We start from the raw sequence: 22,978 nt of genomic DNA on the forward strand, positions 1-22,978 counted from the left end.
TCCCGGGCAAGCCCTGCCCGGCGCACCAGCGCCGGCGGGGTGCCGCCAAACGCTTGCCCGGGATAACAGCGGGGTTTTGGCCCCACCGGTGCCTGTCCTGCCAAGTCGACCGCCGCCGCAGGCCGCCATGCGGCCACCGCACAGGCAATGGGCGCCTGCCATCCCCATATGCTAGGACCTGTTTCAATTCCCGCCCCTCCGGGCGCCACACCAGGTCGCAATGCTCTCAGCCGAACTCGCCATCATCGTCGTCCTCATCGTCGTCAACGGCCTGTTGTCGATGTCTGAACTCGCGATCGTGTCATCGCGGCCAGCCCGGCTGGCGATGCTGGCCGAAAAGGGCATCGGTGGCGCACGGCGGGCGCTGGCGCTGGCGTCCGATCCCGGCCGCTTCCTGTCGACCGTCCAGATCGGCATCACCCTGGTCGGCGTGCTCTCGGGCGCGTTCTCCGGCGCGACGCTCGGCCAGCGCCTGGCGCAATGGCTGCTGGAGCTCGGACTGTCCGCATCCGTCGCCGATATCGTCGGCGTCGGCCTGGTCGTCACCATCATCACCTATGCGACCCTGATCGTCGGCGAGCTGGTGCCGAAGCAGCTGGCGCTGCGCGATCCCGAAGCGATTGCGGTGCGCGTCGCGCCCGCGATGCAGGTGCTCGCAAAGGTGTCGCTGCCGCTGGTGGTGCTGCTGGATATGTCCGGCAAGCTGATCCTGGCGCTGCTCGGCCGGTCTGGCGAGGCCGAGGAAAAAGTCTCGGAAGCGGAGATTCACCATCTGGTGCGCGAGGCCGAGACCGCCGGCGTGCTCGAGCCCGGCGAGAAGGAGATGATCGCCGGTGTCATGCGGCTCGGCGACCGCCCGGTCGGCGCCATCATGACGCCGCGCCCGGAGGTCGATGTCGTCGATCTCAACGATGATCCCAAGGCGATCCGCGAATTGCTCGCCCGGAGCCCGCATTCTCGGCTACCCGTGTCCGACGGCGAGCGCGACCGTCCGATCGGCGTCCTGCAGGCCAAGGACCTGCTGGCCGCCTATCTGCGTGACGAGACGCCGGATCTGCGCAGCCTGGTGCGCGAGGTGCCGATCATTCCCTCGACGGTCGACGCCCGCGACGTCATTGCGATTCTCAAGGTCGCCCCCGTGCATATGGGGCTGGTGCATGACGAGTACGGCGCGTTCGAGGGGGTCGTGACGGCGGCGGACATTCTGGAATCCATCGTCGGCGCCTTCTCTTCCGAGGAAGGCCCCCCTGAGCCGGCCTGTGTCCGGCGCGACGACGGCTCGCTGCTGGTCTCCGGCTGGATGCCGCTCGACGAGTTCGCCGATCTGCTCGCGATCGAGGTGCCGCCGCATCGCGGCTATCACACCGTGGCCGGCCTGGTGCTGCAGCACTTCGGCAGCGTGCCGGAGGTCGGCCAGAGTTTCGAACTGGACGGCTGGCGCTTCGAGATCGTCGACCTCGACGGCCGCCGCATCGACAAGATCCTGGCCACGAAGCTGGCAGCGGACGGCGGCGAGCCGAATGTGGGGTAGCGCGTTTCGCAACTGACGCGCTGTCTGCCGGGGTTAGGGTCGACGACCGTGCATGACCAGGATATCCGACGTCGCGGGAACGTGAAGATGCGGCCGGCGTATCCTTTGATAGGCCGGCACAAGGGGCCAGTTCCGGCGGTCCCCGCTTGCAATCAAACCATCACACAGCGCACTTAGGGTGCGGATTCGGCTAGCAGATCCGCCGGCTCGAACCAGCTCTCAGCGCCATCACAAGGAGACCCCCGCAGCCACCGCCGATGGTTGCGGGACGACACGAGACACGCAGATGATGCTCCAGGATTTTCGGACGGCCGTGCTGCGAGAGACCGTGCGCCCCAACATCTGGGACGTGGTCGCGCTGATCATCGTGGTCGGCGCGATGGTGCTGATCGTCTATGGCGGCGAGCAGACCACGCAGCCGTTGTCGGCGCTGGACACCGCCCCGGTCTCGCTCGACCCGTCCAACCTGCCGCTCTACGCGCTGCGCACCACCTTGCGCATGCTGCTGGCCATCACCTGCTCGCTGGTCTTCACCTTCGTCTACGCCGCGCTGGCGGCCAAGAGCCGGCGCGCCGAGATCGTGCTGATCCCGCTGCTCGACATCCTGCAATCGGTGCCGATCCTCGGCTTCCTGACCTTCACCGTCGTGTTCTTCATGAACCTGTTCCCGGGGAAGGTGCTGGGCGCGGAGCTTGCCTGTGTCTTCGCGATCTTCACCAGCCAGGCCTGGAACATGACCTTCAGCATGTACCAGTCGATGCGCAACGTGCCGAAGGATCTCGAGGAGGCCACGCGCAGCTTCCACCTCTCCGGCTGGCAGCGGTTCTGGCGGCTCGACGTGCCCTATGCGATGCCGGGCCTGATCTGGAATGCGATGATGTCGATGTCCGGCGGCTGGTTCTTCGTCGTGGCGTCGGAGGCGATCACCGTCGGCAACACCACCGTCACGCTGCCCGGCATCGGCTCCTATGTCGCGCTGGCGATTCAGCAGAAAGACCTCGCCGCGATCGGCGCTGCGCTATTGACCATGCTGCTGGTGATCACAGCGTATGACCAGCTGCTGTTCCGCCCGATCGTCGCCTGGGCCGACAAATTCCGCTTCGAGCAGACGGCCTCCGGCGATCCGCCGAGTTCGTGGATGCTCGATCTGTTCCGGCGCACGCGCGCATTGCGCAAGCTGTCCGTACCTTTCGCAGCGCTCAATCGCGCGTTCTCCAACCTGCGCCTCAACTGGCCGACGGCATGGAGCGGACCGGTGCGCCGCGCGCCGCCGTCGCAGCTTGTCGACGGCCTCTGGCTCGCGGTCGTGGTGATCGGCTGCGCCTATGCCGGCTGGAAGACCTATCTCTACCTCTCGGCGACCCTGGCGCCCTCCGACGTCCTCAGCGCGACCGGCTACGGCTTGATCACGCTGATCCGCGTCGCCGTGCTGATCGCGCTGGCCTCGCTGATCTGGGTTCCCGTCGGTGTCTGGATCGGACTGCGGCCAAAGCTCGCCGAGCGCATCCAGCCGCTGGCGCAATTCCTCGCGGCTTTCCCGGCCAATCTCGCCTTCCCGGTCTTCGTCGTGCTGATCGTGCGTTACGGTCTCAATGCCAATGTCTGGCTGAGCCCGCTGATGATCCTGGGCACGCAGTGGTACATTCTGTTCAACGTCATCGCCGGCGCCAGCGCCTTCCCGACCGACCTGCGCGAGGCCGCGGCGAGCCTGCACCTCACCGGCTGGCGCTGGTGGTTCAAGGTCGTGCTGCCGGGCGTCTTCCCCTATTACATCACGGGTGCGATCACCGCCTCCGGCGGCTCGTGGAACGCGGCGATCGTCGCCGAGGTCGCGAGCTGGGGCGACACTCATCTCACCGCCTCGGGGCTCGGAGCCTATATTGCGGCTGCGACCGAGCGCGGCGATTTCCCGCGCGTCGTGCTCGGCATCGCCGTGATGTGCATTCTCGTCACTCTGTTCAACCGGCTGCTGTGGCGGCCGCTCTATGCCTTCGGCGAACGCCGGCTGCGGCTCGGCTGACCGGGAGAGATGTTCATGCGCGACCAGGTCAAAGAGACATCGCTGATCGAGATCAAGAGCGTCAGCCGGCTGTTTCCAAAGGGCAGCGGCGAGGATCTCATCGTGCTGGAGAAGGTCGATCTGACGATCCGCGCCGGCGAGATCGTCGGTCTGCTCGGACGCTCCGGCTCGGGCAAATCGACCCTGCTGCGGATCATCGCCGGGTTGGTGTCGCCCTCCTCGGGCCAAGCGACATGCCGCGGCGAAACGATCGCGGGCCCGCCGCGCGGTGTCGCCATGGTGTTTCAATCCTTCGCGCTGTTTCCCTGGCTGACCGTGCTGCAGAATGTCGAACTCGGCCTCGAGGCGCTCGGTATCGACAGCGCCGAGCGGCGCAAGCGCGCGCTGGCGGCGATCGACCTGATCGGTCTCGACGGCTTCGAATCCGCCTTCCCGAAGGAGCTCTCCGGCGGCATGCGCCAGCGCGTCGGCTTCGCCCGCGCGCTGGTCGTGCATCCCGACCTGCTGCTGATGGACGAGCCGTTCTCCGCGCTCGACGTGCTGACCGCCGAGACCCTGCGCACCGACCTCGTCGATCTCTGGATCGACGGACGGCTGCCGATCAAATCGGTGCTGATGGTGACGCACAACATCGAGGAGGCGGTGCTGATGTGCGACCGCATCCTGGTGTTCTCCTCCAATCCCGGCCGCGTCGCCGCCGAGTTCAAGGTCGACCTGCCGCATCCGCGCAACCGGCTCGATCCGGCGTTCCGCCAGCTGGTCGACAGCCTCTATGCCCGCATGACGCAGCGGCCCGAGCCGAAGCTGCCGAGCACCGCGAACGCCGGCGTCGGCATGGTGCTCAGCCATGTCTCCTCCAACTCGATCTCCGGCCTGATCGAGGCGCTGGCCGGCGAACCCTATAATGGCCACGCCGATCTGCCGGTGCTCGCCGGACATCTGCAGCTCGAGGTCGACGAGATCTTTCCGCTGGCCGAGGCGTTGCAGCTGTTGCGCTTCGCCCATCTCAGCGAGGGCGACCTGACCCTGACGGAGGCCGGCCAGCGCTTCGCGCATCTCGAGACCGACGAGCGCAAGAAGCTGTTCGCGGCGCATCTGATGGAGAACGTGCCGCTGATGGGCCTGATCCGTCGCGTGCTCGACGATCGCCCCTCGCACGCCGCCCCCGCCGCGCGCTTCCGCATCGAGCTCGAGGACTACATGTCCGAACAATATGCCGACGAGACCCTGCAGACCATCGTCTCCTGGGGGCGCTACGCCGAGCTGTTCGCCTATGACGAGCAGTCCGAGACGTTCAGCCTCGAAAACCCGCATTGAGCCTTGCGGCGTCACGGCGCGATGGTCAGGGTCGCTTTCATGTTCGGGTGAAAGCGGCAATAGTAGTCGACCGTGCCTGCCTTCTTGAGCACCGAGCTGACTGTCTTGCTGGGCGGCAGAGTGACGTCAAAATTGCCATTCTGCGCCGTCGCCGTATGGGTCAGCGCATCCTTGTTGATCCATTCGACTGTGTCGCCGACCTTGGCCAAAGCCATGGTCGGCGAGAACACGAGCTTGTCTATCGTAATCCGGATCGAGGCCGCGCGCGCCGGAACGATCAGGCCGAGCACGACCACACTCAGGAGAGCAATACGCTCGGGAAACATGGGCTGATCCTACTTCAGATCCGCCGCGACATGCTCGGCATGCAGCTCGTGTCCCTGAAACAGCTTTAGGCCGGCCTGCAGAAGCTCCTTCAGCTCGGGGTTGCTTGCCGACGGAATGAGCTGCGTGTCCAGCGCACCGTTCACCGTCTTATGGTAGGCGACCTCGTTGGTGATATAGGCCTTGTCGAATGCGGCACCCTTGAGCTTGCCGAGTTCGTCGAGCGTCTCGCTGGCCTGTTTCGACAGCGCGCGGCTGGTGTCGTTGTCTTCAGGCGTGACCTTCAGCTTCTTGACGAGCGCGAGGGCCTGCATGTTGACCGCCTCGTGATCGCGCACCATGCCTTGCGCGAACTCCTTGACTTCCTTGCTGCTGGCCTTGTCCAACGCCTGCTTCGCCGCCTTGATGTCGATTTCACCGGCCGTGTAGGCGATATGCGCAATCTGCGGATCGCTGAGCTTGGCGCCTTGGGACAGCCCGACGCTGCTCGTGAGGCAGAGCATGACGATAGTCGTGCCGATACGCTTGAACATGGCTTCAATCTCCTGTGCCGCCGGATCTCGTCGCCGGCGGGTGAATGGCTGCACAGGGATTGGATGAAAAATCTCCGCCGGCGTTCCCGAGAATCTTCAGGTCGAAAGTCCCAGACGCCGGAGCACGGCATCCGTCAGCCGCTCGCAGCGCTGTCCGGCAAAGGGAAACGCGTCCAGAAGGACGGGGCCGATTTCCTTCTCGACGTTCTCGCGCAGCATACCGCGGGCACGATGCAGGCGCGTCTTGACGGTCTCGGGCTTCAATCCGAGCAGGTCCGCCGTCTCGTCGATGCTCATCTCCTCGATGACCCGGGCGATGAACACGAGGCGAAACGGCTCGGACAAATCATCGATGGCCTGCTCGACGACGGCCTGGATCTGGCGCTGCGCCACGGACTTCTCCGGATCGCTCGATGTTGCGCGGAATTCGATCACCTCGGCGCCCGACTTGTCCTCTCGCTGCTCGTCCAATGGCAAGGCCGGCCGCGCTCCACGCAGGCGCCCCATCGCCTCGTTCATCGCAATCCGAACCAGCCACGTCGACAGGCTGGACTGGCCGCGAAACTCGCCGAGATGGGTGAGCGCACGGACATAGGTGTCCTGCACGACATCCTCCGCCTCGCTGTCATTGCGCAAAATTCCGCGGGCGATCCGGAACAGACGGCGGTTGTTGGCCTGCAGGATGGCCCGAATGGCGGCCTCGTCGCGGGCTCTCGCCCGTCGGATCAGGTCATCCTCGCCGCTCGGCACCGCAGAGGCTGTGGTGGTCCAAGGCATTGTCGATCATCCCAGCTGAGCACACCTGGCTTAGATGGAATTCGAGCCCGGAGGTTCCCAAAAAAGATCGCGCGAGGCGCCTCACTGCACCGCCGCGAACGTGTCCGGACGCGCCATCGCCCAGGCGTCGCGGAAGCGGACATCCTGGGTGCCGTCGAGCAGTTCGCCTGGGCGTAGTGACGGATAGAGCTTGGCAAACGAGGCGACCTCCGTGGTCGAGGTCCGCTGCGAGAAATGGATCGGGCGCAGGTCCTGCGGATGTTCAAGGCCGGCGGCAGCGAGCAGTTCGGCCAGCGCATGCAGGGTCGCATGATGATAGTTGTAGACGCGATCGACCTTGTGCGGCACGACCAGCGCGCGGGCCCGCGTCGGATCCTGCGTCGCGACGCCGGTCGGACAGCGGTCGGTGTGGCAGCTCAGCGACTGGATGCAGCCGAGCGCGAACATGAAGCCGCGGGCGGAATTGCACCAGTCGGCGCCGATCGACATCGCCCGCGCCATATCGAACGCGGTGGCGACCTTGCCGGAGGCGCCGATCTTGATGCGGTCGCGCACATTCAGCCCGATCAGCGCATTGTGCACGAAGTTGACGCCCTCACGCATCGGCATGCCCAGATGGTCCATGAACTCCAGCGGCGCCGCACCGGTGCCGCCCTCATTGCCGTCGACGACGATGAAATCCGGATAGATGCTGGTCTCGAGCATCGCCTTGCAGATCGCGAGGAATTCCCAGGGGTGGCCGATGCACAGCTTGAAGCCGGCCGGCTTGCCGCCCGACAGCCGCCGCATCTCGCCGATGAACTGCATCATGCCGATCGGCGTCGAGAAGGCGCGATGCGCTGGGGGCGAGATGCAGTCCTCGCCCATGGCGACGCCGCGGATCTTGGAGATTTCCTCCGACACCTTCGCGGCCGGCAACACGCCGCCATGGCCGGGCTTGGCGCCCTGGCTGACCTTGAGCTCGACCATCTTGATCTGCTCGGTCGCCGCAACCCGCGCGAAGGCGTCGGGATCGAAGCTGCCGTCGCGATGCCGGCAGCCGAAATAGCCGGAGCCGATTTCCCAGATGATGTCCCCGCCCATTTCGGCGTGATACGGACTGAAGCCGCCTTCGCCGGTATCATGCGCAAAGCCGCCGCGCTTGGCGCCGCCGTTCAGCGCGCGCACCGCGTTCGGGCTCAAGGCGCCGAAGCTCATCGCCGAGATGTTGAAGACGGAGGCCGAATACGGCTTGGCACAATCAGGCCCGCCGATGGTGATGCGGTATTTCTCCTCGGCACGCGGCTTGGGTGCCACCGAGTGATGCATCCACTCATAGCCCTCGCGATAGACGTCTTCCTGGGTACCGAACGGCCGCTTGTCGAGCACCATCTTGGCGCGCTGATAGACCACCGCGCGGGTGTCGCGCGAGAACGGCATGCCATCCTTCTCGCTCTCGAAGAAATACTGCCGCATCTCCGGCCGGATCTCTTCGAGCAGGAAACGCAGATGTGCTGAAATCGGATAATTGCGCAGGACGGCGTGACTGCTCTGCAAGAGATCGCGCACGCCGAGCAGCGTCAGCGCACCGAAGATCAGCAGGGGAATGAGGACAAGATCGAGGATCTTGCGGTCGTAGACGCCGAGAATGAGCAGCAGCGCCGTCGTCGAAGCACAGATCGTCAGCACGATATAGCGCGGTGAGAACGGAAGCAGCAGCGTATCCATGGGGAGGCCTCAGGGCGGCTCGCGAAAGGTCGATCATCACGATACTACGCGTATCGCGAAACATTCGTTACACAAGCACGCGCGATCGGCCGCCGCTCTGATCACGACGTCGACAGCCGCAGGCCACCCGCTGCGGCGCTGCGGTATCGGTCCGCCGCGCCGGACCGGCCTCCCGAGACGCGGACAGGGCAGCCGGCGATTTGAGGCGGCAGCCGCTTACCCCTCTGCGAACAGCCCGGCATGGGCTTCGCGCAACTGCCGCTTCAGCAGCTTGCCGCTTGGATTTTTCGGCAGCGCATCAACGAACACGACCCGCTTCGGCGTCTTGAAGGTCGCAAGCTTGGCCGATGCCTGCTTCAGCACCGCCTCTTCCGTCAGATCGCAGCCCGACTTCACCACCACCATCGCAACCACGGCCTCGACCCAGCGTGGATGCGGCAGGCCGACGACGGCGACCTCCGACACTTCCGGGATCAGATACAGCGCCTCCTCGACCTCGCGGCTGGCGACGTTCTCGCCGCCGGTCTTGATCATGTCCTTCTTGCGGTCGACGATGGTGATGTAGCCTTCCTCGTCGATGGTCGCGAGATCGCCGGAGTGGAACCAGCCGCCCTGGAAGGCCGCCGCGGTACGCTCGTCGTCGTGGAAATAACCGAGCATCAGATGCGGCGAGCGGTGCACGACCTCGCCGACCTCGCCTGGCGCGACGTCGTTCATGTCGTCATCGACGACCCGGGTCTCGACATTGAGTACGGCGCGGCCGCAAGAGCCGGGCTTACGCAGCTGGTCCTCAGGACCGAGCATCGTCGCCAGCGGGGCGATCTCCGTCTGGCCATACAGATTCCACAAGCGCACCTTCGGCAGCCGCTGCGCCAGCTCGCGCAACACCTCGACCGGCATGATCGATGCGCCATAATAGCCTTTGCGCAAGGTCGAGACGTCGGTGGTCTCGAACAGCGGCGAGCGCAGGATCGAGATCCACACGGTCGGCGGCGCGAAGAACGAGGTGATGCGGTACTTCGCGATCAGCGGCAGCAGATTGTCCGGTGTCGGGAATGCGGTGATGATGTTGGTGGCGCCGACATAGATCGAGGGACCGAAGAACACATCGAGCTGCGCGCAGTGATAGAGCGGCAGTGCATGCAGCGTCACGTCCTCGGCGGCGATGCCGGCATCGACCACGCAGCTGACATACTGCCAGATGACCGCGTCATGGGTCAGCATCGCGCCTTTCGGCAGCGACTCCGTGCCGGAGGTGTAGACGATCTGCGCGACGTCGCTGCCGGCAATTTCGACGGCCGGCACTTGCGCCGTGGACGAGGCAAGATCGGCGAAATCGATCATATCCGTCTGCCGCTCACTGGGCCCTTCCGACGGCAGCCAAATGAGCTGCTCCACGGCCGGCGCCAGCGCCTTGGCGTCGCGCGCCACTCCGGCAAAGCCGCTGTCGGTGGCCAGCATCCGCGCGCCGGCATGCTTGAGGATGTAGGCAACCTCCTCCGGCTTCAGCATGAAGTTGATCGGCACCAGCACGGCCCCGAGCCGCGCCAGCGCGAAGCGCAGGGCGGCAAATGCATGCGAATTTCGGGCGAGAATGGCGACGCGCTCGCCCTTGACGACGCCGCGGGCGGCGAGGCCGGCCGCGAGGCGGTCAACGATGGCGTTGAACTCGGCATAGGTCCAGCTGGTCTCGCCGCAGATGACGGCGGTCTTGCCCGGCGTGCGCGCCGCGCTCCGCCGCAGGAGGTCACCGAGCGTTTGCCTGCGAACGATGGAATCCATGGCCGTTCCCCTTGCTGTCACGGGGATGGCCGCCGTTCGGGCAATCCAACTCCCCTCCCTTAGCGCCGGACGTCTGAGGGTCCGGTTCTGCGCGTGAAAATCGCACAGCCAGTTCCACGCGTGCAAGGAGGATATTGCCAACAAAAAGAGCGCCCCGATTGCGTCGAGGCGCTCTTTGACGACGTCCAGGATCGGACGGTTCGCGGCTCAGCGCTCGACGAACGCCTTCTCGATCACGAAATGACCGGGCTCGTTGCCGCTGCCCTCGAGGAAGCCACGCGACTCGAACATGCCCTTGAGCTCTTCCAGCATCGCCGGGCTGCCGCACATCATGATGCGGTCCTTGGCGATATCGAGCTCATGCTGGCCGATATCGTTGAACAGCTGCTGCGAGGAAATCAGGTCGGTGATCCGGCCGCGGTTCCGGAACGGCTCGCGGGTGACGGTCGGATAATACTGCAGCTTGCCGTCGAGCAGCGGTCCGAACAACTCGTCCTCGCGCAGCTTGGCGACCACGCTCTCACCATAGGCCAGCTCGGCGACCTGACGGCAGCCATGCACCAGGACGATGCTCTCGAAGCGGTCGTAGACATCCGGGTCCTTGATCAGGCTGACGAAGGGCGCCAGCCCTGTGCCGGTCGACAGCAGCAGCAGCCGGCTGCCGGGCAGCAAATTGTCCGGGATCAGCGTGCCGGTCGCCTTGCGGCCGACCAGGATGGTGTCGCCTTCCTTGATTTTCTGCAGCCGGGAGGTCAGCGGGCCGTCCTGGACCTTGATGCTGAAGAACTCGAGTTCCTCCTCGTGATTGGCGCTCGCCATGCTGTAGGCGCGCAGCAAGGGGCGGCCCTCGACCTCGAGGCCGATCATCGCGAACTGGCCATTCTGGAAACGGAAGCCCGCATCACGGGTCGCCCGGAAGGAGAACAAAGTGTCCGTCCAGTGGTGAACGGAAAGAACTTTCTCTTTATAGAACGCGCTCATGTCGTTTGTTTTTTCACGTGGGCTGAAGTTGAAAGAAACAAGTCGTGACGGAGGCAGGACCGCAAAACCCTATAGATCCAGCGATTTCGGCGCCTGATGTACGTGAAAACAGCGAATAATCAACCCGCATGGACGCACCATTGATCACGATCAAACGCATGCCGGCTCGTGCCGGATTGCCTCGATCGGCCATTCATTCGTACACAAACGATATGGGTAATTTACTTGCCGAGATTGTGGTTTTCCAGCACTTTAATTCCGCATCTCCGGCCCAATCCTTGAGCAATGATTAACCATCCGCATCTTCAGTTGGCCGCCGTCACGCGCTATTGCGCGAAACGCGGCCTCCGTCTCGAGATCCGCGACGGCGGCTGGTTGCTATCGCTTGAGGATGCCACCCGGCGTCACCTGATCTTCGGCTATGATCTCGGCCTGAACAGTGCAGTGGCGCACAGAATTGCCTGCGACAAGGCGGCCACCGCCGGGCTGCTGACCGCATCCGGCGTTCCCGCGGTGCCTCACGCGTTCTTCCTCGCGCCGGCGGTGACCGGCGCCGCCGAGCCGGCCTGGACCGCCATCCTGGAATTGCTCGAAGCGCACCCGCATGGGGTGGTGGTGAAGCCCAATGAAGGGACGTCGGGCCGTGCGGTCAGGCGTGCGGCATCTCCCGCTGAACTCAAGGACGCCGTCACGCACATCTTCAAAACGGGCGCGAGCGTGGCCATCGCACCTCTGCTGGAGATCGCCGACGAGGTTCGCGTGATCATGCTCGATGATGTGCCGCTGATCGTCTATCGCAAGCAGCGGCCGGTCGTGACCGGAGACGGCGTTCATTCGCTGCGCGAGCTCGCGCTCGCGATCGCGCCGGCCCAGCAGCACCCGCAACTGCTGCGGCGCCTCGCCGACGAATTCGACGTGTCGGCGCTGCACGCGGTCATCCCTCCAGGCGAGCAGAGTCTGCTGAGCTGGCGGCATAATCTCGAATTCGGAGCCCAGCCGGTGCTGCTGACAGACGGCCCGGTGCGCGAGACCTGCACCGCGTTGGCGCGCAAGGCCGCGCGCGTCATCGACATCCGCTACGCCTCGGTCGACGTCGTCATGGCCGGCGGGCACTGGCAGGTGCTGGAAATCAATTCCGGGGTGAAGATGGAGGCGCTCGGACGGCACGCGCCGGAACTGGTCGAGGCGGCGTATGTCGCGGCGCTCGACAAGATCTTTGGCACCCACCCGCTCCGCTGAATTGCAGCCCTCCGGTCCACCCGCCGGCAATAAGATTTCGCTGGCCTGGATCCGAATGAGGGATTAGTCTCCGACCCAAAATAAACAGTATACTGTCAATTGGGAGAACGTCCTTGCGCATCGCCGTGCTCGGCGGCGGCCCTGGCGGGCTGTATTTCGCCTATCTGTGGAAGAAGCGGCATCCCGCCGCAATCGTCGACCTGTTCGAGCAGAACCCGGCCGGCGCGACCTGGGGCTTCGGCGTGGTCTTCTCCGACCAGGCGCTCGAATTCCTGCGCGCAGACGATCCCGACACGGTCGACGCGATCGCGCCGCAGATGGAAAGCTGGCGCAATATCACGCTCACTCTGCATGGCGAGAGCGTCGAGATCGACGGCGTCGGCTTCTCCGCGATCGGCCGGCTCGAACTGCTGAAGCTCCTGCAGGCGCGCGCCGAGGGCGTCGGCGTCAGTTCACGCTACGGCACGCCCATTCAATCACTCGACCAGTTGCAGGGCTACGATCTGATCGTCGCGGCCGATGGACTGAACTCGCTCGTACGCCGCAGCTTCGAAGGTGATTTCGGCTTCTCGGTGTCCTACTCCAGCAACAAGTTCGCCTGGTACGGGACCTCGAAGACCTTTCCGACACTGTCCCAGACCTTCGTCGCAACCGACCGCGGCACTTTCAACGCGCATCATTACCGCTACGCATCGGACATGAGCACGTTCCTGGTCGAATGCGATCGAACGACGTGGCAGGCCTATGGCTTTGCCGAGATGTCGGTCGACGAGTCCCGGCGCGTCTGCGAGCAGGTGTTCGCGCCCGTGCTCGACGGTCACGCGCTGGTCTCCAACAGGTCGGTATGGCGCAATTTCCCATGGGTGTGGAACGAGCATTGGTGGCACCGGAACATGGTGCTGATCGGCGACGCGCTGCATACAGCGCATTTCTCGATCGGCTCGGGCACGCGGCTTGCCATCGAGGACGCCATCGCGCTGGTCAAGGCGCTCGACGCCGAAGACAAGCTCCCCGAAGGTCTCGCCCGCTACCAGGCCGAACGGCAGCCCATCGTCAAGAAGCTCGTGACCGCCGCCCGCACCAGTGCCGGCTGGTACGAATCGTTTCCAACCCACATGAAGCTCGATCTGATGGACTTCGCCTACAGCTACATCACCCGCTCTGGCCGCATCGATGACGCGAGGCTGCGGGCCATGGCGCCGCAATTCATGCAGCGCTACGAGGCGTCGCGCAAAGCGGGAGCCCACGCATGACGACCGGGATTGCAGACGAGGTGCCGCGCGACAGCGCTGGCGCCCGCGAAATCGGCTTCGCGATTCCCGATCGTTACAATGCGAGCCGGGTGTTGTTCGACAATCTCGCCCGGGGCAACGCGAACAAGCCCGCGCTGATCGGTCCGGCCGGACAGCGCAGCTATGCCGAACTATGCGCGGACGCCTGCCGCTGGGGGCACGGCTTCGCATCGCTCGGACTCGCGCGCGGCGACCGCGTCCTGCTGTTCCTCGACGATACGCCCGCTTATCCGGCCGCGTTCTTCGGCGCGGTCCGGGCCGGCTTTGTGCCGTTGCTCATCAACACGCTCACCCCGCCAGATCTGCTGCAGTTCTATCTCGCCGATTCCGGCGCCAAGGTCGCAGTCGCGGACGCGGACTTCGCCGCGCGATTCGACGCGCAGGCCTGCGCAGAGACCGCGCTGCACACGCTGATCGTCGTGAACGGCGAGACGCCAGGCACGTCGGCACCGTCGACGCTCACGGCCGATGGATGGCTGCACGGCTTCGCGACGGAGCTGGCCGAGGCCGACACCCACCGCAACGAGATGGCGTTCTGGATGTATTCGTCCGGCTCGACCGGCCGTCCGAAAGGCATTGTCCATCTGCAGCACGACATGGCCTATAGCGAGCAGGCGTTCGCACGGAACGTGCTGCGTCTCAGGCCGGACGACATCTGCTTCTCGGTGCCGAAAATCTTCTTCGCCTATGGCTTCGGCAACGCGATCACCTTTCCGTTTTCCGCTGGCGCCACCACGCTGCTGTTGCCGGGCCAGCCGAAGCCTGCCGCGATCTTCAACGCCATCGGCCGCTTCCGCCCGACCGTGTTTTTCGGGCTGCCGACGCTGTACACGGCGCTGACCAAGGCGGACGGCGCGCGGGAGACCGATTTCTCGTCGCTGCGATTGGCGGTGTCCGCGGCCGAGGTTCTTTCGGCCGAGGTCTTCAACAGCTGGAGGACCCTCACCGGCCTCGAGATCGTCGAGGGTCTCGGCTCGACCGAAGTGCTGCACGTCTATCTGTCCAATCGCGAAGACCGGAAGAAGCTTGGCGCCGCCGGCCTGCGCGTCCCCGGCTACGAGATCGCCTTGCGCGACAGCGAGGGGCACGAGGTCGCGACCGGCGAAGAGGGCATTCTCTGGGTCCGCGGCGATTCCAACACGCCGCTATATTGGAACCGTCCGGACAAGACCGCGGAAACGATCCGCGACGGCGGCTGGATCTACACCGGAGACCGCTTCGTCCGCGACGCCGACGGCTTTCATTTCTTCCGCGGCCGCGCCGATGATCTGGTGAAGATCTCCGGACAATGGGTCTATCCGCTGGAGGTCGAGCTCTGCCTCGCCGAGCACCCCGACATTCGCGAATGCGCCGTGTTCGCGCATGAGCTGCCGGACCGGCGCATGAGCCTGAAGGCGGTGGTGGTGACCAACGGCGAAGCCCGCGATGAGCCGACGATGACGAAAGCGTTGCAGGATTATGTGAAGGCGAAGCTGCTGCCTTACAAATATCCGCGTGAGATCGTCTTCATCGACGAGCTGCCGAAGACCGGCACCGGCAAGATCGACCGTCAGGCGGTGATGCGGCTGTGAGCGCGACCGCAGGCGGTCTTCGCCCCTCGCTGCGCTCAGCCGGTCCTGCCGAGATGTTCCAGCGCATCCTCGGCCCGCAGCGGCACGCGCGACACCTCGTTGTTGAGGTCGACCAGTTGCCCCAGCAAGGCCAGCAATGTCTTGCGGTCTGCGGCCTTGAGCGGCGCCAGCATGCGCGCCTGCGCGCGATCGACCGACGGCAGGATGTTGCGCAGCTGTGTCGCGCCGGCCTTGGTCAGATAAAGCAGCTTGACGCGCTTGTCCTCGGCCGACGGCTTGCGCTCGATATGGCCCTTGGCCTCGAGCCGCTCGATGACGCTGCCGAGGGTCGAGCGGTCGAAGGCGATCACGGCCGACAGCCTGGTCGCATCGATGCCCGGGTGATTCTGGATCGCGACCAGCGCCGCATATTGCACCGGTGTCAGATCGAACTCCCGGCATTCCTCGACGAAGATCGAGACGGCGATCTGCTGCATCCGCCGGAACAGATAGCCCGGCTTGGTGTAGACCGCGTCCATCGTGATGTCGGACGGCTTACTCGGCATCTGGCTGGCGCTCCGGGGCGGCGTCTGCGAAAGCGGGCAAGGCCTTCGCTGCAGCTTCGGCCTGCAACAGACGCGGGAAGGCCGCGACATCGACGCCGAAGCGGCGCGCATTGCCGAGCTGCGGCACCAGACAGAGATCGGCCAGCGTCGGCGTCGCGCCGAAGCAGAACGGACCGGGTTCATGCTTGACCAGCGCCTCGCAGGCCGCGAGCCCCTCGCGATTGGCCCAGCCCGCCCATCCCGTGACCTTGTCCTCAGGCAGGCCAAGCTCGCGCAACCGCGCGAGCACCTTCAGGTTCTGAACAGGATGGGTGTCGCACGCCAGCACCTGCGCGAAGGCGCGGACCTGCGCCCGGCGCAATGGGTCCTGCGGAAGCAGCGGCGGCGAGGGATGCGTCTCGTCCAGCCATTCGATGATGGCAAGCGACTGGATCAGCACGGTGCCGCTGTCGTCCTCGAGCGTCGGAACGAGGCCTTGCGGGTTGAGCGTGAGATAGGCAGCGGCGCGCTGCTCGCCCTTGCGGAGATGATGCGGCAGATGCGCGACCGTGAGCCCCTTGAGGTTCAGCGCGATCCGCACGCGATAGGACGCGCTGCTGCGGAAATAGCCGTGCAGCTTCATCATGGCATTCCTCCCGATATCATGGCTCTGGTTGTGTTTGACGGTAATCAAATTGGCAGTATACTGTCAATCAAGAACGACATCTGATCCCGGGAGGCAGGCATGGCCGCAGTTTCGACGCCGGAACGCGAGGCATTCTACAAGAAGATCGACGGCGCGAACATGACTGCGCTGTGGACCGTGATGAGCGATCTCATCACGCCGGAGCCGAAAAGCGCATGCCGGCCGCATCTCTGGCAGTTCGCGGCCATTCGCGACTACATGATCGAAGCCGGGCGGCTGATCACCGCCAAGGAGGCGGAGCGGCGCGTGCTGATCCTGGAAAATCCAGGCCTGCGCGGCCAATCCAAGATCACCACCTCGCTCTATGCCGGCATCCAGATGGTGATCCCCGGCGACATCGCGCCCGCGCATCGGCACAGCCAGTCGGCCCTGCGTTTCGTGCTGGAAGGCCAGGGCGCATTCACGACCGTCGACGGCGAGCGCACCTTGATGCAGCCCGGCGACTTCGTCATCACGCCATCGATGACCTGGCACGATCATGGCAACGAGACCTCCGAGCCGATGTTCTGGCTCGACGGTCTCGACATTCCGCTGGTGCAGTTCCTCGACGCCTCGTTTGCGCAAGGGTCGGCGGAGGATCAACAGAAGGTCGCGCGGCCGGCCGGTGACAGCTTCGCACGCTACGGCCACAATCTGCTGCCGGTCGACGCCAAGCGCCGATCCAGGACCTCGCCGATCTTCAACTATCCCTACGCCTATACGCGCGAGGCGCTGGAGAGCGCGAAGCGGCGCGAGGAGTGGGATGCGTGCCACGGATTGAAGCTGAAATTCTCCAACCCGGAGACCGGCGACTTCGCCATGCCGACGATCGGCACCTTCATTCAGCTGCTGCCGAAGGGATTCAAGACGGCGCGCTATCGTTCCACGGATGCGACCGTGTTCACCGCGATCGAGGGCAAGGGCCGCAGCCGCATCGGCGACCACACGTTTGAATGGGGTCCGCGCGATCTGTTCGTCGTCCCGAGCTGGCAATGGGTCAGCCATGAGGCTGACGAGGATGCGGTGCTGTTCTCGTTCTCCGACCGGCCGGTGCAGGAGAAGCTCGATCTGTTCCGGGAGGACCGCGGCAACGCCTGACGCGCTCAGCGCCAGTGCAGGAGCCGCGCCTCGAGCAGGCTGATCAGCCGGCCGACGGCAAGGCCAAACAATGAGAGCACCAGGATGCCGGCCATCAGCTGATCGGTCTGCATCAGGTTGCCGGCCTGCAGCACGAAGGTGCCGATGCCCGTCTCGGCGCCGATCATCTCCGCCGAGACCACCAGCATCAGTGCAACCGACGCAGTGATGCGGAATCCCGCCAGGATGGACGGCAGCGCACCGGGCCAGATCACCTTGCGCACGATCGTGGGAAACGGCACGTCGAAGCTCTGCGCCATCCGGATCAGGTTGCGCGGCACGGCATCGACACCGCTATAGACCGAGATCGTGGTCGAGAAGAACACGCCCAGCGCGATGGTCGCGATCTTCGGCTGCTCGCCGATGCCGAGCCAGAGGATCAGCAGCGGCAGCACGGCGATTTTTGGGATCGGAAACAGCGCCGAGACGAAGGTGATGCCGATGCTGCGTGCGATCCGCCACAGGCCGATGGCGAAGCCAACGGCGATGCCTGAGGCCGTGCCGAGCGCCCAGCCGGCGACGATGCGCACGAACGACGCCGAGACGTGCTGCCATAGCGCACCGCTCGCCGCCAGCCGATACAATGCGCGCATGATCATCGCCGGGGTCGGCAGGAACAACGGATTGACCAGTGCAAGACCACCGACCAACTGCCAGACAACGAGCACCGCGGCGAGCGCAAGCCAACCGGCCCAGCGGCTCGCGGCCGGCGTGAAGCCAGCGCCGCGGAACGGCACGTGTCGCGCCGGCTGCACGCCGGCCGTCTCGGTCGGATCCTTCGAGGTCCGCTCAAGCATGCTGAACCTCGCGCTCGGCGTCGATCGCCTCGTCCCGGATCAGCACCCATAGCTCGTTCTGCAGCTCCAGGAGTTGCGCCCGCGTCGCGGCATCACCGCGGCTGTGACGCGGTGATGCGACATTGACGATCTTGCGGATGCGACCTGGACGGCGCGACAGCACGACGATGCGATCGGCGAGCCGCACCGCCTCCTCGAGATTATGCGTGACATAGACCGCGCCCAGCGTACCATCGGCAAGCAGGTCGACAAAATCCTCCATCAGCAGCTCGCGGGTCTGCGAATCCAGCGCGGACAACGGCTCATCCATCAGGAGCATCGCCGGACGGACCGCCAATGCGCGGGCAAGGCCGACGCGCTGCCGCATGCCGCCAGACAATTGCTTGGGATAGACGGCGCGGAAGTCGCTCAGTCCGGTCCGCTGCAGGACATCGTCGACGACAGCGGTGCGTTGCGCCACCGACAGCGACGTATGCAGGAGCGGGAAGGCGACGTTCTCGGCGACGCTCGCCCAGGGCAGCAGGGCGAAATCCTGGAACACGAAGGTCAGAGGATTGAGGCAGCCCGGCGGCGGGGCGCCGCGCAGCAGCGCCTGTCCCGCGCTCGGCTGGAGCAGCCCGCCGAGGATCGATAGCAGCGTGCTCTTGCCGCAGCCGGACGGACCGACGATCGCAACCACCTCGCCGGCCGCAACCGTGAACGATACGTCATCGAGCACCTCGAGCCGATCGAACCGATGGCTGATGCCCTGCGCGATCAGATCCATGTCAGTCGCTTCCGCTGCAGCTCCGGGAGCCTCACTCCGGTCAATCCGGCTTCACATAGTCCTTGGCGATGATCGCCGCGGCATCGTAGCCCGGGTCCGCAAAGCCCTGCGCCTGCAGCCATTTGATCTGGCTGTCGATGTTCTTCACGTCGAGCTTGCCGTCGGGATCGATATAGGCGCAATTGCCGACCACCTGATCGACCGGCAAATTGGTGTACTTGCCGACAATGTCCAGCAGCGGCTTCGTCCTGTCGTCGATCGCGGCGGTGCCATCCTTCACCGACGCCAGCACCACGTCATGATATTCGCGCTCGGCGCGCTGCAGCGAGGCGAGCAGCTTGCTGACCGACGCCGCATTCGCCAGGGTCTTCGGACCGGCAAAGACGCCACTCACCTGCCAGGGGGTCTCGTCGCCGACCCAGCCGAGATGCTTGATGGCGCCCTCGTCCATCAGCTTGCGCGCTGCGGAGACCGGCATCAGCGCCGCGTCGACGGTCTCCCCCTTGATCGCGGCTGCCATGTTCGACATCGATTGCAGCGGCACGATCTTCACGTCGGCGAGCTTGAAGCCGTATTTCTCGGCGAGCAGCCCCACCGAGTAGTGAAAGCTCGATCCCACCTGGGTCATCGCCACGCGCTTGCCGGCGATGTCCTTTGGCGTCTTCAGGCCCGACTCATAAGCCTTGTTGCTGGCGAAGTAGCCGATCAGCGGGAAGCCGGGACGATCGCGGCTCATTCCCCCAATGATCTTCAAGGCTCCCTTGCCCGCAAGATTGTAGAGGCCGGCCGTGAACGCGGTGACGCCAACGTCGACATCACCGGTGGCCGTCGCGACCGCAATCGGTTGGGCCGCATCGAAGAACTTCAGCTCGACGTCCAGCCCGGCGTCGCGGAAATAGCCCTTGTCGAGCGCGATGAACACCGGGGCCGAGGACGACAGCCTAAGTACGCCGATGCGAAGCTTAGTCTCGTCCGCTCGCGCAGCGGCGATTGAAGCCAGGGCGAGGAAGGTTCCCAGCACGACTTTGGCGTATCCGAACATCCAGCTCTCCAAGATCCTGTCACAGGCGGGCCCGACCGCCGGTGGCGCGGGACTTGTTGCAATATTTCCCGCTTGTTGTCGCGGCAAATTTTGCGACCGTGCTTCGAGCAATCCTCGCCGCTTCAGCTTTCGCGTGCCGATATCACGCCATCCAGCCATGCTGCGAACGCCGCGGTCAACTCCGTGATGACCGCCTGATCGTTGCGGCCGGAGCGTGCGGGCACATGAAAGCCGTGATCGGCCTGGTCGATCGCATGCAGCGTCGCAAGCGGCCCCAGCCGCCTTACGACGGGCTCCAGCAGTGCGATGTCCGCCAGTTTGTCACGCGTGCCCTGCAAAAACAGCATCGGCACCGCGATCGCATCGAGATGCTCGGCGCGGCTCACCGACGGTTTGCCGGCCGGATGCAGCGGAAAGCCGAAGAAGGCGAGGCCTGCAACCCGCGGCAGCGGACGCACAGATTGCGCCTGCGATGTCATCCGACCGCCGAAGGATTTGCCACCCGCGATCAGCGGCAGATCCGGATAGAGGCGCGCGGCTTCGGCGACAGCGGCGCGCACCGCCGCCTGCGCCAGCGCGGGCGAGTCGGGACGCTTGCTACCCTTCTCCATGTAGGGAAACTGGAAACGCAGCGTTGCGACGCCGTGTGCGGCGAGGCTTTCGGCCACGCCCGTCATGAAGCCGTGCGTCATGCCGGCCCCGGCGCCATGAGCGAACACGAAGCATGCCCGCATCTGCGACGGAGCCAGCAGCAAGGCCGATACCGCGCCGAACCCGTCGACAGCGATGGTGAGAGAACGCAATGGCGAACCGGTCATCCCGTCAGCTTGCGGCTGCGGCCCGCGGAGGGTCAACTCCCTTCATCCGACCGAGCGGCGATCATCGCCACCGCCGTCGCGCGCCGCTCAGGCAGCGGTGCGGATCGTCCGCAGGAAATCCGCCACATTGCTCTTGAGCGACTCCGCCTGTTGCTGGAGCGCGGCAGCGGTCGCCAGCGCCGCTTCGGCGCCCGCATCGGTCTGTCCAGCCACGTTGCGAACGTCGCCGATCTCCTGCGTCACGGCCGCGGTGCCGCTGGCCGCCTGTTCGACATTGCGCGCGATCTCACTGGTGGCGGCGCCCTGCTGCTCGACCGCCGCAGCGATTGCATTGGAGATCTCGGCGATCTCGCGCACCGTGGTGCCGAACTGGGCAATCGCCCCGACCGTCTCTTCGGTAGCGCTCTGAATGGTGGCGATCTGACTCGAGATCTGCTCGGTGGCCTGCGCCGTCTGCGACGCCAGATTTTTCACCTCGCTGGCAACGATCGCAAATCCCCTGCCCGCCTCGCCGGCACGGGCCGCCTCTATGGTCGCGTTGAGCGCCAGCAGGTTGGTCTGGCTCGCGATCGCCTGAATCAGCTGCACGATGGTTCCGATCCGCTCAGCGGCGCTCGACAGGCCATTGATCAATTCGGAGGTTCGCTGCGTCTCGTGCGTGGCGCGGGTGGAGACCGTCACCGAACGCTGCACCTGCCCGGATATTTCGCGGATCGACGCTGCGAGTTCCTGGGTGGCCGAAGCCACTGTCTGCACGTTCACTGAAGCCTGCTCGGCGCGGCTGGCCACGGCTTCCGCCAAGCCACGGCCGCGTTCGGCCACACGCGCCAGCTCGCTCGCGCTCTGGCCCATCTCGGTCGCACGGCCGCCAACGCCGGTGATGACGCCCTGCATGCCCTGTTCGAAGCGCCCGGCCAGATCAGCCATCATCCGGGTGCGCTCGGCCTCCGATGCCTCGCGCTGGGCCGCCGCCTCCTGCTCCATCCGCCGGACCGCGAGTGCATTGTCCCGGAACACCTCCACGGCACGCGCCATCCGGCCGATCTCGTTGCGCTGCTCGCCGCCCGGAATCGGCTGCTCCAGCTCGCCCGCGGCCAGCGACTGCATGCGTTCGGTCATGTTGCGGATCGGGCTCGAGACACTGCTGCCGATCAGCCAGGCCAGCAAAGCCCCCAGTGCGAGCGCGCCGCCGGCCGTCGCAATCACGGTCTGCTTGGTATCATCTACGGTGACCCTGGTCCGGGCGCCCTGCTCCGCACGCGTCGTCGCGAGCTGCTGGTTGATGCGGCTGACCTGCGCATCGATCGTGGCGCTGGCGCTGGCGAGCTCGGCCTGCTTGCCGCGCAGTTCGGCGGCCACCTTCACGACATCCTCGAGCGCAGCCGCGTCTGCCGTCAGCGCTTCCTTCAGCGCTGCAACCAGCGAGGCCAATTTGGGCTCCACGAGTCCGGCGATTTCGGCCTCAGTATCCGCGATCGCGAGATTGGCGTAGCGAAAAGCAAGACGGGCATCATCAGCATCGCCGCCCGAAAAGCTGGCGTTGTGACGCATCAATGTCACACGGACGCTGTCCACCATGGCCGCCAGCCGCATCGGATTCAGCAAAATCGGCGATCCGGAGCGATTGGCGAGGGCGACCTGGATGCCGGCCGCATTGATCCCCGCGACAGCGCCGAGCGCGTCGGTCTTGTTGGTCGCAGCGCGCAGCCGGTCGACGGCATCCGCGGCGGCCGCGAACGACGCCCGATAGGTCGCGATCGCACTCCGTATCGCGCCGACGCCCTGGGCGATGGTTTGGAGCCTTCCGGAATCCCGCTCGACCTGCTCGGTCAGTTGACCGACCGTGTCGATCGCCTTGGTGGCCGCGTCCTTGTCGGCGACATTCCAGGTGCGGATGAACTTCTCCACCAAACCGTTGGCATTGAGCACAGCCGCGCGGACCTGGGACATTCCGGCGTCAGCCGCGCCGCTCGCCACGAGCTCGTCGACCGTGCTGCCGATATGCTCGACCTGGATCTTGGCAAAGCCGCCGAGCACCACCAGGAAGCTGAGGATCAGGGCAAAGCCGCCGAAGATGCGCGGGCGTATACCGAGCCAGGACATCAGCGAATACATCTTCATGGCAGGACCTGGCT

Annotated in this window: 20 protein-coding genes; 7 read left to right on the forward strand and 13 right to left on the reverse strand. The window is 65.3% G+C overall.

What is annotated here, in order from left to right; all coding sequences use genetic code 11:
• Positions 1–220: 220 nt before the first annotated feature.
• From BBTA_RS35015 to BBTA_RS35025, 3 genes are all read left to right on the forward strand, one after another.
• Positions 221–1,531, forward strand: a complete 1,311-nt coding sequence (locus BBTA_RS35015) for a hemolysin family protein (protein ID WP_012047230.1) — start codon at positions 221–223, stop codon at positions 1,529–1,531.
• Positions 1,532–1,817: 286 nt separating this feature from the next.
• A complete protein-coding gene (locus tag BBTA_RS35020) occupies positions 1,818–3,551 on the forward strand; it encodes an ABC transporter permease subunit (protein WP_012047231.1) in 1,734 nt (577 codons plus the stop codon).
• 15 nt (positions 3,552–3,566) lie between these two features.
• On the forward strand, positions 3,567–4,868 hold the full coding sequence (locus BBTA_RS35025) for an AAA-associated domain-containing protein (protein WP_012047232.1): 1,302 nt from the start codon (positions 3,567–3,569) through the stop codon (positions 4,866–4,868).
• Positions 4,869–4,879: 11 nt separating this feature from the next.
• On the opposite strand, the gene BBTA_RS35030 is transcribed toward BBTA_RS35025, so the two are convergent.
• The 6 genes from BBTA_RS35030 to BBTA_RS35055 form a co-directional block, all read right to left on the reverse strand.
• Entirely contained in the window at positions 4,880–5,194 is a 315-nt protein-coding gene (locus BBTA_RS35030) for a cupredoxin domain-containing protein (protein ID WP_012047233.1), read from the reverse strand.
• Between the two features lie 9 nt (positions 5,195–5,203).
• Positions 5,204–5,725, reverse strand: coding sequence for a DUF4142 domain-containing protein (locus tag BBTA_RS35035; RefSeq protein ID WP_041751104.1), 522 nt, complete (start codon positions 5,723–5,725; stop codon positions 5,204–5,206).
• Between the two features lie 96 nt (positions 5,726–5,821).
• On the reverse strand, positions 5,822–6,502 hold the full coding sequence (locus BBTA_RS35040) for an RNA polymerase sigma factor (protein WP_012047235.1): 681 nt from the start codon (positions 6,500–6,502) through the stop codon (positions 5,822–5,824).
• An 81-nt stretch (positions 6,503–6,583) separates the two neighbouring features.
• Positions 6,584–8,209, reverse strand: a complete 1,626-nt coding sequence (locus tag BBTA_RS35045) for an FMN-binding glutamate synthase family protein (RefSeq protein ID WP_012047236.1) — start codon at positions 8,207–8,209, stop codon at positions 6,584–6,586.
• A gap of 216 nt (positions 8,210–8,425) precedes the next feature.
• Entirely contained in the window at positions 8,426–9,991 is a 1,566-nt protein-coding gene (locus tag BBTA_RS35050; RefSeq protein WP_012047237.1) for an acyl-CoA synthetase, read from the reverse strand.
• Positions 9,992–10,198: 207 nt separating this feature from the next.
• The gene (locus BBTA_RS35055) at positions 10,199–10,972 is read right to left on the reverse strand and encodes a ferredoxin--NADP reductase (RefSeq protein WP_041751105.1); all 774 of its coding nucleotides are present in this window, start codon (positions 10,970–10,972) and stop codon (positions 10,199–10,201) included.
• A gap of 285 nt (positions 10,973–11,257) precedes the next feature.
• Between BBTA_RS35055 and BBTA_RS35060 the strand changes: the two genes are divergently transcribed.
• The 3 genes from BBTA_RS35060 (at position 11,258) to BBTA_RS35070 (ending at position 15,074) form a co-directional block, all read left to right on the forward strand.
• Positions 11,258–12,211, forward strand: a complete 954-nt coding sequence (locus tag BBTA_RS35060; RefSeq protein ID WP_012047239.1) for a RimK family alpha-L-glutamate ligase — start codon at positions 11,258–11,260, stop codon at positions 12,209–12,211.
• Between the two features lie 113 nt (positions 12,212–12,324).
• On the forward strand, positions 12,325–13,464 hold the full coding sequence (locus BBTA_RS35065; RefSeq protein WP_012047240.1) for an FAD-dependent monooxygenase: 1,140 nt from the start codon (positions 12,325–12,327) through the stop codon (positions 13,462–13,464).
• Positions 13,461–15,074 (forward strand): benzoate-CoA ligase family protein, encoded by a 1,614-nt coding sequence (locus tag BBTA_RS35070; RefSeq protein WP_012047241.1) that lies wholly within the window; start codon positions 13,461–13,463, stop codon positions 15,072–15,074. The genes BBTA_RS35065 and BBTA_RS35070 overlap by 4 nt, the downstream gene beginning before the upstream one ends.
• A gap of 35 nt (positions 15,075–15,109) precedes the next feature.
• Here BBTA_RS35070 and BBTA_RS35075 read toward each other — a convergent pair whose 3' ends face one another.
• On the reverse strand, positions 15,110–15,619 hold the full coding sequence (locus tag BBTA_RS35075; RefSeq protein WP_012047242.1) for a MarR family winged helix-turn-helix transcriptional regulator: 510 nt from the start codon (positions 15,617–15,619) through the stop codon (positions 15,110–15,112).
• A complete protein-coding gene (maiA, locus tag BBTA_RS35080) occupies positions 15,609–16,241 on the reverse strand; it encodes a maleylacetoacetate isomerase (protein WP_012047243.1) in 633 nt (210 codons plus the stop codon). Before maiA ends, BBTA_RS35075 begins: the two co-directional genes overlap by 11 nt.
• 102 nt (positions 16,242–16,343) lie before the next feature.
• Here maiA and gtdA point away from each other — a divergent pair, with 102 nt between their 5' ends.
• Complete coding sequence (gtdA, locus tag BBTA_RS35085; RefSeq protein WP_012047244.1) at positions 16,344–17,381, forward strand: gentisate 1,2-dioxygenase; 1,038 nt, start codon at positions 16,344–16,346, stop codon at positions 17,379–17,381.
• A gap of 5 nt (positions 17,382–17,386) precedes the next feature.
• Here the strand turns inward: gtdA and BBTA_RS35090 are convergent, their stop codons facing one another.
• From BBTA_RS35090 to BBTA_RS35110, 5 genes are all read right to left on the reverse strand, one after another.
• The gene (locus BBTA_RS35090; protein WP_201767746.1) at positions 17,387–18,217 is read right to left on the reverse strand and encodes an ABC transporter permease; all 831 of its coding nucleotides are present in this window, start codon (positions 18,215–18,217) and stop codon (positions 17,387–17,389) included.
• On the reverse strand, positions 18,210–18,983 hold the full coding sequence (locus BBTA_RS35095; protein WP_012047246.1) for an ABC transporter ATP-binding protein: 774 nt from the start codon (positions 18,981–18,983) through the stop codon (positions 18,210–18,212). The genes BBTA_RS35090 and BBTA_RS35095 overlap by 8 nt, the downstream gene beginning before the upstream one ends.
• Before the next feature lie 40 nt (positions 18,984–19,023).
• Positions 19,024–20,025 carry an ABC transporter substrate-binding protein gene (locus BBTA_RS35100; RefSeq protein ID WP_012047247.1) on the reverse strand — a complete coding sequence of 334 codons (1,002 nt, stop codon included), beginning with the start codon at positions 20,023–20,025 and terminating at the stop codon, positions 19,024–19,026.
• 122 nt (positions 20,026–20,147) lie between these two features.
• Entirely contained in the window at positions 20,148–20,843 is a 696-nt protein-coding gene (locus tag BBTA_RS35105) for an alpha/beta family hydrolase (protein WP_041751106.1), read from the reverse strand.
• Positions 20,844–20,930: 87 nt separating this feature from the next.
• Positions 20,931–22,946 carry a methyl-accepting chemotaxis protein gene (locus BBTA_RS35110; protein WP_012047249.1) on the reverse strand — a complete coding sequence of 672 codons (2,016 nt, stop codon included), beginning with the start codon at positions 22,944–22,946 and terminating at the stop codon, positions 20,931–20,933.
• Positions 22,947–22,978: the final 32 nt, after the last annotated feature.

This window comes from Bradyrhizobium sp. BTAi1, from assembly GCF_000015165.1.
In the GTDB taxonomy this organism is placed as follows: Bacteria; Pseudomonadota; Alphaproteobacteria; order Rhizobiales; family Xanthobacteraceae; genus Bradyrhizobium; species Bradyrhizobium denitrificans.

Excerpts from the sequence above, each read along its gene's own strand:
- BBTA_RS35015 (WP_012047230.1), top strand. The coding sequence starts at position 221 with ATGCTCTCAGCCGAACTCGCCATCATCGTCGTCCTCATCGTCGTCAAC.
- BBTA_RS35020 (WP_012047231.1), top strand. The coding sequence starts at position 1,818 with ATGATGCTCCAGGATTTTCGGACGGCCGTGCTGCGAGAGACCGTGCGC.
- BBTA_RS35025 (WP_012047232.1), top strand. The coding sequence starts at position 3,567 with ATGCGCGACCAGGTCAAAGAGACATCGCTGATCGAGATCAAGAGCGTC.
- BBTA_RS35030 (WP_012047233.1), bottom strand. The coding sequence starts at position 5,194 with ATGTTTCCCGAGCGTATTGCTCTCCTGAGTGTGGTCGTGCTCGGCCTG.
- BBTA_RS35035 (WP_041751104.1), bottom strand. The coding sequence starts at position 5,725 with ATGTTCAAGCGTATCGGCACGACTATCGTCATGCTCTGCCTCACGAGC.
- BBTA_RS35040 (WP_012047235.1), bottom strand. The coding sequence starts at position 6,502 with ATGCCTTGGACCACCACAGCCTCTGCGGTGCCGAGCGGCGAGGATGAC.
- BBTA_RS35045 (WP_012047236.1), bottom strand. The coding sequence starts at position 8,209 with ATGGATACGCTGCTGCTTCCGTTCTCACCGCGCTATATCGTGCTGACG.
- BBTA_RS35050 (WP_012047237.1), bottom strand. The coding sequence starts at position 9,991 with ATGGATTCCATCGTTCGCAGGCAAACGCTCGGTGACCTCCTGCGGCGG.
- BBTA_RS35055 (WP_041751105.1), bottom strand. The coding sequence starts at position 10,972 with ATGAGCGCGTTCTATAAAGAGAAAGTTCTTTCCGTTCACCACTGGACG.
- BBTA_RS35060 (WP_012047239.1), top strand. The coding sequence starts at position 11,258 with ATGATTAACCATCCGCATCTTCAGTTGGCCGCCGTCACGCGCTATTGC.
- BBTA_RS35070 (WP_012047241.1), top strand. The coding sequence starts at position 13,461 with ATGACGACCGGGATTGCAGACGAGGTGCCGCGCGACAGCGCTGGCGCC.
- BBTA_RS35075 (WP_012047242.1), bottom strand. The coding sequence starts at position 15,619 with ATGCCGAGTAAGCCGTCCGACATCACGATGGACGCGGTCTACACCAAG.
- maiA (WP_012047243.1), bottom strand. The coding sequence starts at position 16,241 with ATGAAGCTGCACGGCTATTTCCGCAGCAGCGCGTCCTATCGCGTGCGG.
- gtdA (WP_012047244.1), top strand. The coding sequence starts at position 16,344 with ATGGCCGCAGTTTCGACGCCGGAACGCGAGGCATTCTACAAGAAGATC.
- BBTA_RS35090 (WP_201767746.1), bottom strand. The coding sequence starts at position 18,217 with ATGCTTGAGCGGACCTCGAAGGATCCGACCGAGACGGCCGGCGTGCAG.
- BBTA_RS35095 (WP_012047246.1), bottom strand. The coding sequence starts at position 18,983 with ATGGATCTGATCGCGCAGGGCATCAGCCATCGGTTCGATCGGCTCGAG.
- BBTA_RS35100 (WP_012047247.1), bottom strand. The coding sequence starts at position 20,025 with ATGTTCGGATACGCCAAAGTCGTGCTGGGAACCTTCCTCGCCCTGGCT.
- BBTA_RS35105 (WP_041751106.1), bottom strand. The coding sequence starts at position 20,843 with ATGACCGGTTCGCCATTGCGTTCTCTCACCATCGCTGTCGACGGGTTC.
- BBTA_RS35110 (WP_012047249.1), bottom strand. The coding sequence starts at position 22,946 with ATGTCCTGGCTCGGTATACGCCCGCGCATCTTCGGCGGCTTTGCCCTG.